The following is an 18,098-nucleotide window of genomic DNA, read 5'->3' as shown; positions in this document are numbered from 1 at the left end:
CCTACTGACATACGAAATGGTTTCGTGCTGTTGATACAGCACTGTAGATGCTATTGCCTGTCCATACCCGACAGTGCGCCCATCCGTACCTCCATTACATTCATCTAAACAATTAATCACCAATAACAATGAAGAGAATCATTGCCTTCTGGGCTATTATTATCTCTATGCCGGTCGTCTCTCTGGCGCAAACACGTACCATACAGGGTACTGTATTGGACAAGAACGGTAGTCAGCCATTGAATGCTGTTACTGTTCAAGCCAGCGGTTCGGCCGCCAGCACGGCTACCGATGCAAACGGTAATTTCTCCATTACGGCTGCTGCCAACGCTGTACTCACTTTTTCCTACATCGGATATGGTACACAAACCGTCAGGACGGATACCCTTGGCGATAAGCTGACGGTATGGTTGTCTGCCAGCGACAACGCGCTTGACGCCGTCGTGGTTACCGCACTCGGTGTTACCAAGCAAAAGAAATCATTGGGCTATGCCACGCAGGAGTTAAAAACCAAGGATATCTCCGAAGCCAAAGAAGCCAATATCGTCAACGCGTTGGCCGGTAAGGTAGCCGGTGTACGCATCACCAATACGCAGGGGGATATGGGTTCTTCCCGGATCGTGATCCGTGGAGAGACTTCTATCGCAGGCAACAACCAGCCGCTCTTTATTGTAGACGGTATTCCCGTCGACAACTCGCAACTGGGCGCCGGTGGTTCACGGGACTACCGCAATGCGATCGCGGACCTCAACTCCGAAGACATCGAGACCATCAGCGTACTGAAAGGCCCCAATGCCGCTGCCCTGTATGGTTCCCGCGCTGCCCATGGGGTGGTGCTCATCAAAACAAAAACAGGTAAAAGCCGCAATGGTGTTGGCGTAACCGTCAACTCCAATACTACCTTCTCCAGCTTGCTGGTACTGCCCGATTACCAGAATGTGTTTGGTCAGGGTGCCGAAGGGAAATTCAGTTATGTAGATGGTAAAGGCGGTGGTATCAATGATGGGGTAGACGAAAGCTGGGGGCCTAAGTTGGATGGCCGCCTGATTCCGCAATTCTATTCCAATGGGGTTCCCGTTCCCTTTGTAGCCCATCCGGATAACGTGAAGGATTATTTCAATACCGGCGTACTGCTCAGCAACAGTGTTGCGCTCGATGGGGCCGGTGATAAATTCAACTACCGTGTTTCGTTCAACAACGAAAAGCAATGGGGTATCGTACCCAACAGCGAAGCAGGTAAAAACAACGTGTCTTTTAACGGAACCTTCGATGTGACCTCTAAACTGAAGCTCGGCGTAGGCGCCAACTATGTGGTGACCAATGCGCCCAATCTACCTGGCTCCGGAGGCCGCCGCGCCACCAGTACCATGCTGCAGTTTACCTGGTTTGGCCGTCAGGTCGACATCAACCAGCTGCGCAATTACCTCGATGCCAACGGCAATACCTTCAACTGGAACAACAGCTACTACAGTAACCCATTCTGGGTGGCTTATGAAAATACGGTCAGTCAACGTCGTAACCGCTTTATCGGCAACCTCAACCTGACCTACGATATCATCGACGGCCTCACGTTTAATTTCCGCACCGGTAGTGATTACTATAATGATAAACGAAAACTGAAAGTAGCCTATGGTACCAATGGTACACCCTTCGGTTCTTACCAGGAAACCAACTACATCGTGAGTGAGAACAATACGGAAGCGACCCTGCGTTACAACAAGAACATCACCAGCGACTTCAGTCTCGATGTGCTGGCCGGTGGTAACCTCCGTACCAAAACCTACGAAGAGAACGATCAGCAGGCACCCCGCCTTGCAGTAGCAGGCGTTTATACGCTCACCAATTCACGCGACCCGCTGGTATCCTCCAACTACTATTCGAAGTTGCGCACCTGGAGTGCTTTTGCTTCGGCACAGGTAGGGTTCCGCAATTGGGCGTTTTTGAACCTGACGGCGCGTAATGACCGTTCTTCTACCTTGCCCGAGAAAAACCTGTCCTACTTCTATCCATCTGTCAATGCGAGCGTAGTGCTGACCGATGCCCTGGATATCAAGAGTGATGTGCTCAGCTTCCTGAAAGTACGTGGCGGTTGGTCGGAGGTGGGTGCAGATGCCGATCCCTACCAGTTGATCAATATTTACAACTTCAATGCACCGTTCAACGGCAACCCACAACTGACCACCTCCGGTGTTGACCTCAATCCTGACCTGCGGTCAGAAAGTACCAACTCGACCGAAGTAGGTGTGGAAGCAGCCTTCTTCAATAACCGTGTTCGGCTGGATGTGAGCTTATACAATACCAATAGTTTCGACCAGATACTTCGCGTTGATGTGAGCCCGACCACCGGCTACAACCAGAAGCTGCTCAATGCCGGTAAGATCAACAACAAGGGACTTGAAATACAGCTGGGCGTTACCCCTATCAAGCAGAAGGACCTCCGCTGGGATGTGGATGTCAATTTCGCTGCCAATCGTAGCCGCCTGGAATACCTGGATGCCGAGCGTCGTTTGCAGAACTATGTACTGGGTACGTACCGCAACCTGCAGGTACTGGCATCCGTGGGTCAGGCTTATGGTACACTGTATGGGAATGCTTACCAGCGCGATGACAATGGCAATGTAGTGGTCAATAACAAGGGTATTCCCATTGCAGCCCCGTCCAAAAAAGTATTGGGCAAGTTTACGCCCGACTGGATCGGCGGTATCAATAATTCGATCACCTACAAACAGTTCAACCTGTCGTTCCTGATCGATGCGAGCATTGGCGGTTCCTTGTTTGCCGGTACCAACTCTACTGGTAGCTATACCGGTGTACTGGCGTCGACCTTACCCGGTCGTGATGCAGAGCATGGTGGTTTGTATTATTACTATCCCAATAACGATAAGTCCAAAAACACAGTGGCTGTGTCTAAAGGTACTACAGCCCCCAACAATGAAACCGTGTACGACGACGGTATGATCTGGAAGGGCGTTACGCAGGCTGGTGCTGTCAACGAAGCCATCATCCCCGCCTCTCAATACTATAAGGCCGGACGTAACATCGAAGAAGAATTTGTGTACAGCGCTTCTTATGTGAAATTCCGCGAGTTGAAGTTCGGATACAATATTCCCCGTGTCTGGATCAAGAAACTGGGTTTGACCGGAGCAACAGTCAGCCTGGTGGGACGTAACCTGTGGATCATTCACAAGGATGTGCCCAATATCGATCCGGAAACAGCCTTTACCAATGGCAATGCGCAAGGCCTGGAAGACCTGACCCTGCCTACAACCCGTAGCTATGGCTTCAACATCAATGTTAAATTCTAAAGCGCCAAACAATGACTAAATATATCTATAACCTGTTACTCGCCGGTCTTACCCTTACGGTAGCAGCCTCCTGCAAAAAGGACCTGGCCGATATCAACAAGAATCCCAATGCGGCAGAAAATCCGCAACCCGATTACCTGCTGACGGCTACCCAGAAGATTACTTCAGATGTATACTGGGGCGCTGATAACAATTTCAACAGCACCTTGCTGCTGATACAACACTGGGCCAAGATCCAATACACGGAACCCGACCGTTATATCTTCTCCAACAGCAGCTTTACCTCCCTGTGGAGTACCGGCTATGCCACCAGCATTACCAACCTCAACACCATTCTGCAGATGGCGGATGGCAAAGCCAATGTCAACTACAAAGGCGTAGCGACCATCCTGCGTTCCTGGATATTTACGCTGTTGACCGATGCGTACGGCAATATTCCTTACAAACAGGCTGGCGATATCCGCCAGTACCTCACGCCGGAATACGATAGTCAAAAGGATGTCTATTTTGGCTTGCTCGATGAACTGAAGGCGGCGGGCAGCAGCCTTACCATCACTGGTAGCGCCATTACTGGTGACCTGATCTATGCCGGTAAGATCGATCGTTGGAAGAAGCTGGCCAACGCCCTGCGTTTCCGTATTGCCCTGCGTATTGCCGATCAGGAGCCGGATAAAGCCAAAGCAGTCATTAATGAAGTGTTAAATGATGCTGGTGGTTTGATCGCCAATGTAGATGAAGCAGCCCGTTTTGTGTATACAACGCCACCACAGCAAAATCCCGTTGGTGCCTGGTTTGATACCCGTGATGATTTTCGGGTAGGTAAAACCCTGGTCGACAAGCTGTATGCGCTCAACGACCCGCGCCTACCCATCTTTGCCAACAAACCCACCGATGCATCTGTTACTAAATACGTCGGGGTGCCCAGCGGCCTCACCAACAGCGACGCCAATAACCTGGGGTTCGCGAAGACAAGCAAGCCGGGATCTTATTTCAATGCGGCCACAGCGCCTGCCGTGATCATCAGTTACGCGGAAGTATTGTTTGCCCGGGCTGAAGCAGCTGCACGGAAATTTACCACGGAAAATGCTGCTGAGCTGTACAAACAAGCCATTCAGGCATCTTTCAATCAGTATGGCATTACTGATGCAACGGTGATCAACAATTATACAGGCCAGGCAACCGTGCAGTATGATGCGGCCAACTTCAAAAAGTCGATCGGCGAACAAAAGTGGATCGCGCTGTTTGGCCAGGGACTGGAAGCTTTCGCTGAATGGAGGAGACTGGATTATCCGCAGTTGACGGCTGGTGCCGCCGGCGTGCTGGATGGAAAGATACCGGTACGGTTCATTTATCCGGGTACCGAGCAGTCGCTGAACGGTGTAAACTATAAGACAGCGGTGGTGAACCAGGGAACGGATAACCTGCTGACTAAACTCTGGTTCGACAAGTATTAAAAGGGATCAGCAGAAAAACATATATTCAACAAATGCTAAGACGCCGCTTTGGCGTCTTATGCTATAGATAAAACTCCTATTTGAAAAGGTTATGAAGAAACTCTTATTGATACTGGCCCTGGCGGTGGGCGCCACAGCTACACAGGCAGCCCCTCCCAAAGCAGCCATACTGAAACCAGGTACCTGGAAAGGCGTGATACAACGTCCCGACGGCAAGCAGATCGTCTTCAATTTCGACGTGAAGCAGACCAATGGTAAAAAGGTGTTGTACGTACTCAATGCCACGGAACGCCTGTTGGTAGATGATATCCGGCAGGAGGGTGATTCGCTGTGGATCACCATGCCCTTCTTCGATGCCTCCTTTGCTACCGTGATCAAACCGAATGGATCGCTGGAAGGAAAATACATCAAGGTAAGCGGCGAGCGCCGGTTCGAGATCCCCTTCTATGCCTTGCCCAACAATAAAGAGCGATATCCGATCACACCGGCCACGCGCCACAATGTGACAGGTCGTTGGGATGTAACCTTTGGGGAAGGCGACAAGTCGTCGAAAGCCGTGGGCGAGTTTCAGCAGGCCGCCAACGGAAAAGTAACGGGTACCTTCCTGACTCCTACGGGCGACTACCGCTACCTGGAGGGAGGTATCGACCGGGATACGCTTCGTTTATCTGCATTTGATGGTAGCCACGTATACTTGTTTACTGCCCAACTGGGCGATCCGAATGAGATCAAAGAAGCGGTATTCTATGCTGGTGGTGCAGGTAAGGAAAACTGGACAGCCCGTAAAGACGCCAATGCCCAATTGCCGGATGGATTTGATGCGGTTAAGCTGCGCCCGGGTGAAAGCAAGCTCAATTTCCGTTTCCCCGCTACCACCGGAGAGCAGATCGGCATCAACGATGACCGCTACAAGAACAAAGTCGTTATCATTCAGATCCTGGGTTCCTGGTGCCCCAATTGTATGGACGAAACCAAATACCTGGTCGACTTCTACAACAAAAACAAATCCCGTGGGGTAGAGGTGGTAGGTCTGGCTTATGAGCGCTATACCGAATTTGAGAAATCGAAGCAGGCACTGGCGGGCTTCCAGAAACGCTTAGGTATCAATTATCCCGTATTGATCACCGGTGTGGCAGTCTCCGATCCGCAACGTACCGAAAAGACCTTGCCGCAGATCGAGCCCCTGAAAGGGTTTCCTACCTCCATCTTCATCGATAAAAAAGGTAATGTGAGGAAGATCCATACCGGTTATGACGGACCTGCTACGGGAGCGCATTACGACGCTTTCAAGAAAGAATTCGAGGGACTGATCAACGAGCTCCTTGCTGAAAAATAACTGGCAGTACAAGCTGCAATTGGTAAACGCCCTTTTGTTACTTCTTACGAAAGAATAGCAAAGGGGTTTTTCTTTACTCTGCACTGCATGGCATTTTCAGGTTGGTATAGGCAGTCGCTGGCCGCCTCCTGAAAACTTCTTATTTTGGTGGTATGACAACCTATCAACCAGCTCCCGATCGTTACGAACGGATGGAATACCGCCGCTGCGGCAAAAGCGGCATACAATTGCCTGCCATATCACTCGGCCTCTGGCACAACTTCGGTCATGTCGATGTACTGGAAAATTCACGGGCTATTCTGCGCCTGGCTTTCGACAATGGCATTACCCACTTCGACCTGGCCAACAATTACGGACCGCCTCCCGGCAGCGCCGAGGAGAATTTTGGAAAGATATTAAAGGAGGATTTTGCGGGATACCGGGATGAACTGATCATTTCTTCCAAAGCAGGCTATACCATGTGGGCAGGTCCCTATGGCGACTGGGGGTCTAAAAAGTACCTGGTAGCTTCATTGGATCAGAGCCTGAAACGTATGGGCCTCGACTATGTCGACATATTCTACCACCACCGTCCGGACCCGAATACACCGCTGGAAGAGACCATGCGCACGCTGGACCTAATGGTTCGCCAGGGCAAGGCGTTGTATGTAGGTATTTCGAATTATCCGGCAGATGAAGCGCGTAAGGCGATCACGCTGCTGCGGGAAATGGGCACGCCCTGCCTCATACACCAACCTAAATACTCCATGTTCGTGCGATGGGTAGAAGAAGGATTGCTGCAGGTATTGGAGCAGGAAGGGGTTGGTTGTATTCCTTTCTCGCCGTTGGCGCAGGGATTATTGACTAATAAATACCTGAAAGGTATTCCTGCCGATTCACGGGCTGCCAAAGCTCATGGTTTCCTGAAGGAGGAAGATGTGACACCACAGCGGGTTGATCAGATACAGCGGTTGAATGCCATCGCCGTAGAGCGCGGCCAGTCGCTGGCTCAGATGTCGCTTGCCTGGCTGCTGAAAGACCAGCGTGTAACATCAGTACTGATTGGCGCCAGCAGTCCGGCCCAGTTAGCCGATTCGTTGCAGTCCATCAAGAGCAAGGCTTTCACGCCCGATGAACTGGCGCGGATAGAGCAGATTCTGCAATAGCCCGAACAAATGATTGCTATAGGCAAAGGTGATCGCAACGGTGTATAGCTGCCGGTGCGGTCGCCTTTGTTGTTTATACCATGCTGGCAGCAGCCTAGTTTTCCCAGGCAATGCTCAATACCGATCCATTATCATCCACCTCAACGGCCAATACCTGGCTGCTGGGTCGGTCATTGATGAGGAGGGTATAGTCGTATACGGCAAAGAAGCCATTTTTGTCATCTGCATAGATCCCGATACGTACCAACTCCAGTTTATTCAATAATTGCTGCGGAACGGATTTTACTTCTTCCTGGTGGCCTAGTAACTGCTTCAATTCACGTGGTCGCAGGTCTTCCAGAAAGAAACGTACAAAATCTACGGCTTCGCCATCGCTGTCGAAATCTTCGGTGATGGCAGCTCTGATCGTTCCATCATATGAAGCTGCTTTCTCCAGAAACTGGTTGATGAGGGTATCGGCGCCAGGGGCTGCTTGTGGATTGTCGAAATGAAGATCGAGTTGCACAGGGCGGCCGTTGATGTCAACGGATGCATCATAACGCTTGTTGACTGCTGCTGCATTGACTGGACCAAAATGAAGGATCTGGTATTCACTCATAGTAAAAAAGGAATTGACATGAATAAGGGTAGTCCGCGCTTCCGGGTGCATACCCGGAGCGGGGCAGACAAAAATAACCTATTACGGAATAATTCCAAGTCTGACCAACTGCTCCCTTACACCACCCGCCAGCTGATAAGGCCAATGGCTTGCTTGTAAAAGGCCGGCAATAGCGCCGGCAGCGACCCTGAAACAGCCTATTCCTGTCTGTTTCGGGTATTTAAAAATATTCTTGCCGCCTCGTGTAGGGGAAATGGTTAATGATCCGTTTTCTTTAGAATTCCTACAAATTCGGATCATAAGTTTGTAGGTCAACATTAAGAAACTGCGCTAATACGATTGCATGTACAACAAGCTATTCCGTAATCGGTATTCCATTATCTGGGTGATCATTGCGTTTTACCTGGGTCTCTCTGTCCTTACCCGCATTGGCCTGCTGATAGGTACCAAAGAAACCGGTATCTCGATGGGGCAGTTCACCGGCCTCTTTTTTGTCGGCCTCCTCTATGACCTGGCCGTCGCCTCCTTCATCATCATTCCCTTTGTGCTGCACCTGTGGCCGCAATCTGACTTCATTTACCGGAAAAAGGTTTTCCCGTGGATGAACGTATTCTTTGCCGCATTGATCAGTGTGCTGCTCTTTACCAGTGTCATACCGCGCGATTTCAGTCCGCCTTTGTATACTGCGCTGACGGTGTATATTGCCTTAAGATGGGCGATCTATGGGGTGCTCTATTTTATGCCGCTGTCGTTTCGCCGGCGCTGGCGGAGCAGTGTATTGTTTGTGGGTTTCTCCCTGGTCGTATTCCTGTTACTCCTCAATGCCGTCAGCGAATGGGTATTCTGGCAGGAATTCTCTTCCCGTTACAATTTCATTGCGGTCGATTACCTGGTATATACCACAGAAGTGTTGGGCAATATCATGGAGTCGTACCCGATCGTCAAGATACTGGCCGTGTTACTGGCAACGGCCCTGGGCATTGCCTTTATGAGTCGTTACCTGGTTCGCCAAAGCGTTACCCAGCCGCTGTCCTTTGGTCGCAGATCACTCCTGGCCCTTTGCCTGCTCCTGGCGCCGGTACTGGTTACGGTTGCCGTATCGGCCAAATGGCGGCAGTTCAGCCGCAATGAATACGCCAATTCACTGGCAGGAAATGGCTTGTTTGAATTTGCCGTGGCATTCCAGCAAAACGAGCTCAACTTCTACCAGTTCTACAAGACCATGCCCGATGAACAGGCATTTCGTATACTACGCCAGCAATTGCAGCAACCTAATACGGTATTTGTATCCGACAATCCCTACGATATCGAACGTGAGATCAGCTACCCCGAGCCGGAAAGGAAATTGAATGTGGTGATGATCAGTGTGGAAAGCCTGAGTGCCGACTTTATGCGCAACTTTGGCAACCAGCAAACGATCACCCCTTACCTCGATTCGCTCGCATCGCACAGCTTGTTTTTCGACAACCTGTATGCTTCCGGCACCCGTACGGTGCGGGGACTCGAAGCGCTGTCACTGTCTATTCCGCCTACGCCCGGGCAGAGCATTGTAAAGCGGCCTGATAATGCCAACTTGTTTTCCCTCGGCAGTGTCTTCCGTTCCAAGGGCTATACCACGCAATACATTTACGGAGGATACAGTTATTTCGATAATATGAGGACTTTCTTCGGTGGCAATGGCTACATGGTAATAGACCGTTCTGCGATCAAGCCGGAAAATGTGCACTACGAGAATGTTTGGGGAGTAGCCGATGAAGACCTGTTTGCCCTGGCCCTGCATACCCTCGACTCCAACGCTGCCACCCATAAGCCATTTTTTACCCAAGTGATGACGGTATCCAACCACCGTCCTTATACCTATCCGGAGGGACGTATCGATATTCCACCTGCAACGCAGTCCAGGGAAGGGGCAGTCAAATACACCGATTATGCCATTAACAAATTCCTGAAAGAGGCGCAGACAAAGCCCTGGTTCGATAGTACTGTGTTTGTGATCGTAGCCGACCATTGTGCCGGCAGTGCGGGTAGTGTAGAGCTTCCGGTGACCGGATACCATATTCCGATGCTGATCTATGCGCCTAAGATCTTGCCCGCGCGCAAGGTGGATGACCTCACCGCACAGATCGACGTGGCGCCTACTATTCTCGGTATCCTGAGGATGAAGTACCGCTCCCGTTTCTTCGGACAGGATGTGCTCAATACACCGGCCGACAAGGAAAGAGCCTTTATCAGTACCTACCAGGGGTTGGGATATCTGCGCGATGGAAAGCTGGTGATACAAAGTCCGTTGAAAACCATCCGGGCCTACCAACCCGATTTCAAGACCGGTGATGCCAACCTGGTACGGCAGAATGACAGCCTCGTGAATCAGGCCATTGCCTATTACCAGTGTGCCAGCTGGTTGCTGAATCACCGCAAACAGGGGGCTGCCAGTGAAACACCCAGAGCATCGGTGGCTTCGCTGCATGGAATACATTGATCCTTCAAACGATCAACAAACTTTAGTTGTAGAAAGGCGAATAATAAGAAAAGCCGGCTCATATTGTTGACGCCGGCTTTTTCCATGATATTAACTCTCCACAAACTCCCAGGCGCTTTGCCAGGCATCATGTCCCTCGGCATACGTAATAAAGCCGGCATAGAAATCGAGCTGTGAAAGCGTAGCGCTGTCACCGATCACGACGAGTTTTTTACGCGCCCGCGTCATGGCCACGTTCATGCGTCGCGTGTCCGATAGGAAGCCGATCTTGTTATCGGTGTTGCTGCGCGTCATACCGATGTATACGATATCACGCTCCTGGCCCTGAAAGCTGTCGATGGTGTTGACGGTGATCTTACCGTTGTAACCTTTCAGGAATGTATTGTGTAGTAGTTGTTCTTTCAGTAATTCCACCTGTTGCTTATAGGGCGATATCACGGCAATGGTGGGGAAGTTGCCGGCTTCGTACCGCGCCGACAGATCGGTGACGAGTTGGGTCAGGTGGCGGAATAAGAATGCCGCTTCTTCCGGATTGGTCGTACTGGTGCCATCTTGCTTTTCGTCAAATCCACAGCCGGCTGTATCGATAAATGCCAGGGGCTTATCGGCTTCAAACAGCAGGTGTCCGGCCACCGAACCATGTGCCTTTAGCCGGTTGTCATAAAATACCTGCGAAGAATAACCCATGATGGTAGCGTGCATGCGGTACTGCTCTTCGAGCAATACAACAGCCTCGGGATGGAGTTGAACACATTTCTCGAGTAATGTATTGGCTAACCCCTTTTGCGCCGCCTCGTTCGATTTGATGGTTGGGGGCAACTGACAATGATCACCAGCCAATACCAGTTTCTGTCCTTTCAGGATGGGTATCCAGCACGCCGGTTCCAAAGCCTGACCAGCCTCATCAATCACCACCGTCCTGTATTTCAAATGCCGAACCGTGTAATGGTTGGCGCCCACGAGCGTCGCTGTCACTACCTGTGCTTTCGATAGCAGGTCGTTGGTGATGTATTGCTCGGTATTCTCCACATCCTTCATGATCTTGTGCGCTTCGTCAAACAGGGCCTTGCGTTGTTCGCGTTCTGCTTTACCAAAATTGCGCTTGTACTTATGCGCCATATCCTTGTATGCAGAAGCCTGTTTTTTAAGCTTTTTGATCTCTTTGGTGCCGGGGTGCTCGGCTATTTTGCTGTCTAGTGTCAGGGAAGACAGTTTTTCCGACACACGGGCAGGGTTGCCTACCCGCAATACGTTCAATCCTTCATCGGCCAGCTTTTCACTCAACAGGTCAACCGCTGCGTTGCTGGGCGCAACGACCAGGACCTGCTGTGGCTCGTGCTTGATCAGTGCTTTAATGGCTTGTACGAGGGTGGTTGTTTTGCCAGTACCGGGAGGGCCATGGACGATCGCGAGGTCGTTGGCCGAAAGTATTTTGTGTACTGCCGCTTGTTGCGACGGGTTGAGGGAGCCAATCGGGTAAGCAAAATGATCCTGTTCAAAAGAGGGGGCCTGCTGCCCTGTGAGTACTTGGATCAATCTGCCTTCTTCTCTTTTCTCGCTACGCGCTATCGCCAATTTGAGGGCATTTTGCATTTCATCGTAGCTGTTGTCGTCAAACAGCAGGTCGATGCCCAGTTTTCCATCTCTCGCCCAGTCGGGCAATTCATCTACCCGTAAGGTGATCTTTAGTTTATTACCCCCCTGGTAGGTGACAACCCCTTCTACCCGGTCTTGTTTGGGATCGTGGTTGGAGAATAGCGCGGCGGCCGCACCAAAGCGCAATTGGTGTACGATGTCCTGGTGTGTGGTGCGCTCTACTTCCACCGCTATATAATCGCCGCGCGTCATTTCAGTATCCCGGATGGCGATGGGATACCAGGTGAGGCCATAGGCCCGGCGTTCCGTTACAGAGAGGGTAGCGGCCTGTCGTTGGTATAATTGTTTATCTTCTTCCTGCTCGATCTTCAGTAATTCCTGCAGCCGCTTGAAATATTCCATGGGCGCAAAGGTACTATCTATCCCGCAAAGGTTGTAATGGATTGGCGGCCAACAAAATGGCCTCTTCCCCACGGGAAGAGGCCCATAAAACAACCCTTGTATTCCTGTATGAAAATGGAGCTTATTTATTAAAATCGTTGATGCCGTAATAGTAAGTCTCTTTGTTACCGGGGTATACACCTTCTATTTGGAAATTACCCTGCAATTTCCCCAGCGCATCTTTCAGCTCATCGACCGATTTTATGGTGATGCCACCTACTTTCGTGATGATAAAGCCGGGTCGCATGTTCGTCTGATCGCTGAGTATACCATCCTGTATATCGCTTACCTGAACACCGCCGGATACCCCCAGTTTTTTGGCTTCCGTTTCGGGAACGGTGCTGAATTGGGCACCCAGCGATTGGATGGCTGCGGCTTCCTGGCTGGCAAAGCTGCCTGGCTTTCCCTTCAGGGTCACGGTCACGGTTTTTTCTGCCGAGCCCCGTACAAACGTGAGACTGATCTGGTCGCCGGGTTTGTGGCGTGCTACCTGTTCAGAGAGAGAAGCATTGCCGGTTACCGGTATACCATCTACTTTAATGATGGCATCTCCTTTCTGGATCCCTGCTGCTGCGGCGGCTCCGGCAGGATCGGTTTCGATCACCCAGGCGCCATCTACATCGTCATTGATACCCAGTTCCTTCTTTTGCTTGTCGTCCACTTGGTCGGGGGCCATGCTGATGCCCAGATAACCTCTTTGTACGCTGCCAAACTTCCGGATATCACCGATCACTTTGCGTACCAGGTTGGAGGGAATGCAATAAGCATAGCCTGCATAAGCACCGGTAGGCGAGGCAATGGCCGAAGTAATACCCACCAGTTCGCCGTTGGTGTTGACCAGGGCACCACCGCTGCTGCCGGGATTGACGGCTGCGTCGGTCTGGATAAATGATTCCACGGGTGCACTGCCTTTGGTATTGATGCCAATGTTGCGGCCCTTGGCACTCACGATACCCTGGGTAACGGTCACGTCGAGATTGAGCGGATAACCAACAGCCAACACCCATTGACCAAGATGTACATCATCTGAGTTGCCAACCGGCATCACCGGCAGGTTGCTGGCGTCTATCTTTATAAGTGCCAGATCTGTATTAGGATCGGTACCGATCAATTTGGCAACGTAGGTCTTGCGGTTGTTCAAGGTAACGGTAATGTCGGTAGCACCTTCTACCACATGGTTGTTGGTGGCGATGTATCCGTCAGTACTGAGGATGACGCCCGAACCTGATGCTTGTTGATCAGGACGTTGAAAACTCCTGCCCTCCTCGCCGAAGAACTTTCTGAAGAAGTCATCGCCGGAGAAACCATCGGCAGGCCCATCCTGTCGTCCCTGCCCACGGGTCTGTTTGAACTTCGTGACAGTTTTGATATGCACCACCGAAGGAACGGCATTGTCGGCTGCTTTTTCAAAGTCGGCTGCAGTTACCGTGGTATTGGAATAGGCCGCTTTGTATACCGGCGTGGAAGCTGTTTCGCGGGCAACACCGTTGATCGATACCTCTTTGCCATTGATGATGGCGTAGCCACACAGTGCAACGGTTAATCCGGTAGCGACGAGGATGGCTTTATACGTTGTTTTCATACATCCTGAATTTATGGTTGATAAAGAAGGCCGAGGTGGCCGTTTATTTACGAAGGTTGGCGAAGTAGAACAGGTTGCCGGTAAGGTCTATTTGTACAATGATATCCTGACTGCCTTTTGTCAATTCAACAAAATAATTGTCGGCATCATCAAATTGTACGCCATACAGCAACATGTCGGAGTCATTGGATTCGTTGTCATCGAACAGGATGACGTTTTGTACCGTGTAACCTTTGTACTGTTTGGCGATCGCTTTCTGACCTGCTTCGGGTAACTCGGTGACTGCTTTCACTTCGGTCGTACCTACCAGTTTGCTTTCGATATCATAATAGGCAGTCTGCGTATGACCGTCCTGTTGAAAAGTGGCTTCATCGAAGTAAGCCGTGCGTTTCCAGCTTACGTTGGGTACGTTGCCAAAGTCTTGCGCAAATTGTTGTTGGGAGAAATAGCTGACCTGGCCGGCTTCCAGTTTACGCAGTTCTCTTCTTTCTTCCCGTGCAGCTTTCTTAGGGGCTGTGGCCTTCTTTTCTTTGACGACTGTTTCATGTTTTACAGCGGTGATGTCGCCGGCGTTTTGAGCGTTTGCTGCAGTGGTGGCGAAAAGAAGGGTCATGGAGGCGATAATAATCTGTTTCATTTTTTTAAGCTTTTATGGTTATGCGTTATTGTTGACCTAAAGCTACCAACGTACACAAGCCCCACCAATGGCCAGTCGGCCAGCAGGCCAAAGCAGTCGTCGACCGGGCAGAAGCATACCCTTGCATTTCTTTAACAACCAGCGTACAGATCGGGGGAATAGTAATGCGGCCCAGTGGTGCATGGGGATGCAATCACCTGGCGTACCTTACAAGTGTATCGGTCATGGAAGATTACTTACAGCGTAGAATAGAAATGACGGGCTTCTTTGAGGGCCAGTATACAAATATGCTGTACGGCTTTGATATTCGTCAATACAGTGGCTTCGTCGATATCATCCTGTTCGAGGATATCCAGGAAAGGTTGCAATTTGTCGGTAAGGCCCATCACCGATACCGAGGTTTTCATATTGTGGGCGAGTACCCGGATCATGATGAAGTCCCCGCGTTTAAAAGCCATCTCCAGGCTTTTCAGGTCTTCCGGGATCATTTCGAGGAACTGACCGGTGACCGTTTTTTCATAGTCTTTGTTGCCATTGCTGACTTCCAGCATATATCCGAGATCGATATGCCGGTAGTTGACGGGTGCCGGATGGTACAATTGTTTGGGGCCGGATGGATTGATATGATTACCGCCGGTAAACTTGACGATCATCCGGTATAGCTCGGCTTCCTGGATGGGTTTGGAGATGTATTCGTTCATGCCTGCAGCCAGGCATTTTTCGCGCTCGCCGGCGAGTGCATGGGCTGTCATCGCGATAATGGGCACCGTTAGGTGTTGCTGTTGCCTGATCCGGGCGGTGGCGGTATAGCCGTCCATGCCGGGCATTTGTATGTCCATCAGGATGAGATCGTAGGCTCTTTCCTGCAGTAAAAGCAACGCCTCCCGTCCGTTGGCAGCCAGGTCAAAGGTCAGCTGCCAGTATCCCAGCAGGTGCTTCATCAGTTGCTGGTTGATCTCATTGTCTTCTACCACCAAAATTCGTATACCGGCTGGTATGGTGGCATGGGCCAGTAGGGAGTTCCACCGGCCATTATTATTGACCAGCTCGGTGGTGATCTTGTAGGGGATCATCAGATGAAACTGGCTGCCTTTGTCGGGTTCGCTGCTGACGTTGATCCGGCCACCCTGCAATTCTACCAGGTCTTTCACAATAGAGAGGCCGAGGCCGGTGCCACCATATTTACGGGTGATGGAGTCTTCCGCCTGGCGGAACCGCTCAAAAATGCCCGGCAATTTCTCCGGGTCGATACCAATGCCAGTATCGGTTACGGTAATGCCCAGGTGTACGTTGTCGCCCTGTTGCTGCTCGTTGACGATGTCGACACGAATCGATCCCTGGTGTGTAAACTTGATCGCGTTGCCGATCAGGTTCACCAGTACCTGCGTAAGCCGGGTGGCATCGCCATGCAGGGTGTCGGGTACGGAGTCGCCAATCTGTGTCGTCAATTGCAAACCTTTCTCTTTGACCTTTTCCAGGAACATCGTTTCTACAGAATATAGCAGCTCGCGTATACTGAATGGGGTCGCCTCTATCCGCATCATCCCCGCCTCGATCTTCGATAGGTCGAGGATGTCGTTGATGATCGTCAGTAAGCTGTCGCCCGAGCTTTGAATGGCCTGTACATACCCTCTGGAGACGGGATCCAGTGTTCTTTTGTCGAGTAGGCTGGTAAAACCCACAATGGCATTCATGGGGGTACGGATCTCATGGCTCATATTGGCCATGAAATTTTCTTTCACACGCGCTGCCTCGCGCACGTTCTTTTCTGAGGCGTCCAGTTGTACGATCAATTCCTGCTGCCGGCCAATGCGGTTGATGATGAACCAGAAGAGTACGGTGCCGCTCACCAGTACCACGATGATGAGTACCATCCCTGCTGTACGTGCCCGCCGGCCATTCTGGTCGATGGCGTTGGTCAGGGAGGCCAGTAGCTGCTGCCGGCTGCTGTCGATCTGGTGGGCGGTGGAGGCGATACGTTGGGTGAGTTGCCTGTTGTGTGGGTCAGCAAACAAATATTCCGCTGCTGTACGTCCGGCCTGGTGAAAGGTGTCGAGTATCTGGTGGCTTAGCTGCACTTTCTGTCTTACCAGCGAATCGAGGGTATCGATGTATTTGGCCGAGTTGTCGTCGTCGTCGATCTTTTGCAGGTGGTTCAGGTCTTGCTCTACCTGCGCTACCTGTCGTTCAATGTTTTCTACGGGTGTAGCCTGGCGGGAAGTGATGGTATGCCACACGCCATTCTCAATGCCGTGAATACCTTTCTCCAGCGAACGTAATTCATTCTCCACTTTGAACTCCTGCATCAGGCGCTCATTGCCGGTGATCAAACCATCGATGTTGGTAGCTGAATTGTATTGAAGATAGATGAGCAATAAGTTGCCTGCGATAAAGGCACCCAGTATATAGTAGATGATCTTCTTACTGGTCATTGCGGCGTATTAGACTGCTAATGTAGTTTAAAATCGGTCACCGGCCTTCATTCGGCGTTTGGCCGAATGACGCAGGAACAACCATACCAGGCCTATGAGAATAAAGCTGTCGGAAAGAAATAATATGGTTGAGAATGTTTTCATGCGGAAAAAAAACAGGCCCCGGTAGAAACCGGGGCCGTAAACCAAAACTAACTGCTTATGAAAAAAAGATAAAGAACTGTATTGCGTAATTGCTGATGTAAAGTTGCACCGAATTCTGGTACCCGCCAAACAGGAGGCGACCATCCGGGATGATCAATCGGTGAAACGGGAAAAGGGGTCGACGAATTCGGGAGTCCAGTACCAGTAAGGCTTACAGGATGTTCATGCGCTTGTTCAGGGCGCTGCGGTAGGCGTCTGCTACAGGTAAGGGCTTGCCGTTTACGATGAGCGCGCCGTCCCTGATCGTATCAATCTTACTGACAGACACGATATACGAACGGTGTACACGAATGAACTGGTCCGCAGGCAGTCGTTCCTCGACGGCTTTCAGCGTGGTATGGATGGCGTAGAACTTATTGGTAGTGTGCAGCTTTACATAATCACCCATGGCTTCGGCATAAAGGATGTCTTCGAGTTGCAGCTTGCGTACCACGTTTGAATCCCGTATGAACAGAAAGGAGTCGGTAGTATATTTTACGGTTTCCTGGGTGCTGTCCAGGATTTGCCGTACCCGGTCAATGGTTTGCAGGAAACGGGCAGGGGTGATCGGCTTTACGATATAATCAGCCACATTCAGTTCGAAAGCTTCTGCCGCATATTCTTTCTTCGAGGTGGTAAAAACGATGACGGGGCGTTTATCACCCAGGTGCCTGGTCAGTTCCAGGCCACTCATGCCGGGCATTTCAATATCGAGCAACAATAAGTCGATTGGCTGATCCTGCAACAGGTTCCAGGCTTCCACCGCATTGCTGCATTCGCCCGCTACCACCAGGTCAGTGACCTGGCTGGCCAATTGTTTCAGGGTAGTTCTGGCAATCTTATTGTCGTCGATGAGGAGGCAATTCATGACTAAATATAAAAAATTAGTTGTTGGCTTATGTAAGCAGGT

Annotated in this window: 11 protein-coding genes; 5 read left to right on the top strand and 6 right to left on the bottom strand. The window is 50.9% G+C overall.

Annotated elements, in window-relative coordinates; genetic code table 11:
- Positions 1-128: 128 nt before the first annotated feature.
- The 4 genes from P2W70_RS28060 (at position 129) to mgrA (ending at position 7,240) form a co-directional block, all read left to right on the top strand.
- On the top strand, positions 129-3,305 hold the full coding sequence (locus P2W70_RS28060; protein ID WP_276484886.1) for a SusC/RagA family TonB-linked outer membrane protein: 3,177 nt from the start codon (positions 129-131) through the stop codon (positions 3,303-3,305).
- Positions 3,306-3,316: 11 nt separating this feature from the next.
- A complete protein-coding gene (locus P2W70_RS28055) occupies positions 3,317-4,759 on the top strand; it encodes a SusD/RagB family nutrient-binding outer membrane lipoprotein (protein WP_276484885.1) in 1,443 nt (480 codons plus the stop codon).
- A 91-nt stretch (positions 4,760-4,850) separates the two neighbouring features.
- Positions 4,851-6,095: a peroxiredoxin family protein gene (locus tag P2W70_RS28050; protein ID WP_276484884.1), complete on the top strand. Its 1,245-nt coding sequence runs from the start codon at positions 4,851-4,853 to the stop codon at positions 6,093-6,095.
- A gap of 152 nt (positions 6,096-6,247) precedes the next feature.
- A complete protein-coding gene (gene mgrA, locus P2W70_RS28045; RefSeq protein ID WP_276484883.1) occupies positions 6,248-7,240 on the top strand; it encodes an L-glyceraldehyde 3-phosphate reductase in 993 nt (330 codons plus the stop codon).
- A 94-nt stretch (positions 7,241-7,334) separates the two neighbouring features.
- Here the strand turns inward: mgrA and P2W70_RS28040 are convergent, their stop codons facing one another.
- Positions 7,335-7,838 (bottom strand): DUF2004 domain-containing protein, encoded by a 504-nt coding sequence (locus P2W70_RS28040; protein WP_276484882.1) that lies wholly within the window; start codon positions 7,836-7,838, stop codon positions 7,335-7,337.
- Between the two features lie 343 nt (positions 7,839-8,181).
- Here P2W70_RS28040 and P2W70_RS28035 point away from each other — a divergent pair, with 343 nt between their 5' ends.
- On the top strand, positions 8,182-10,317 hold the full coding sequence (locus tag P2W70_RS28035; RefSeq protein ID WP_276484881.1) for an LTA synthase family protein: 2,136 nt from the start codon (positions 8,182-8,184) through the stop codon (positions 10,315-10,317).
- Between the two features lie 90 nt (positions 10,318-10,407).
- On the opposite strand, the gene P2W70_RS28030 is transcribed toward P2W70_RS28035, so the two are convergent.
- The 5 genes from P2W70_RS28030 to P2W70_RS28010 form a co-directional block, all read right to left on the bottom strand.
- The gene (locus P2W70_RS28030) at positions 10,408-12,315 is read right to left on the bottom strand and encodes an AAA domain-containing protein (protein ID WP_276484880.1); all 1,908 of its coding nucleotides are present in this window, start codon (positions 12,313-12,315) and stop codon (positions 10,408-10,410) included.
- Between the two features lie 121 nt (positions 12,316-12,436).
- Positions 12,437-13,936 (bottom strand): trypsin-like peptidase domain-containing protein, encoded by a 1,500-nt coding sequence (locus tag P2W70_RS28025; RefSeq protein WP_276484879.1) that lies wholly within the window; start codon positions 13,934-13,936, stop codon positions 12,437-12,439.
- A gap of 43 nt (positions 13,937-13,979) precedes the next feature.
- Positions 13,980-14,573: a hypothetical protein gene (locus tag P2W70_RS28020; RefSeq protein WP_276484878.1), complete on the bottom strand. Its 594-nt coding sequence runs from the start codon at positions 14,571-14,573 to the stop codon at positions 13,980-13,982.
- A gap of 236 nt (positions 14,574-14,809) precedes the next feature.
- Positions 14,810-17,005 (bottom strand): ATP-binding protein, encoded by a 2,196-nt coding sequence (locus P2W70_RS28015; protein ID WP_276484877.1) that lies wholly within the window; start codon positions 17,003-17,005, stop codon positions 14,810-14,812.
- A gap of 355 nt (positions 17,006-17,360) precedes the next feature.
- Entirely contained in the window at positions 17,361-18,056 is a 696-nt protein-coding gene (locus P2W70_RS28010) for a LytR/AlgR family response regulator transcription factor (protein ID WP_276484876.1), read from the bottom strand.
- Between the last annotated feature and the right edge of the window lie 42 nt (positions 18,057-18,098).

This window comes from Paraflavitalea pollutisoli, from assembly GCF_029360705.1.
GTDB classification, from domain to species: Bacteria; Bacteroidota; Bacteroidia; order Chitinophagales; family Chitinophagaceae; genus Paraflavitalea; species Paraflavitalea pollutisoli.
This window is presented reverse-complemented; position numbering and strand designations above follow the sequence as displayed.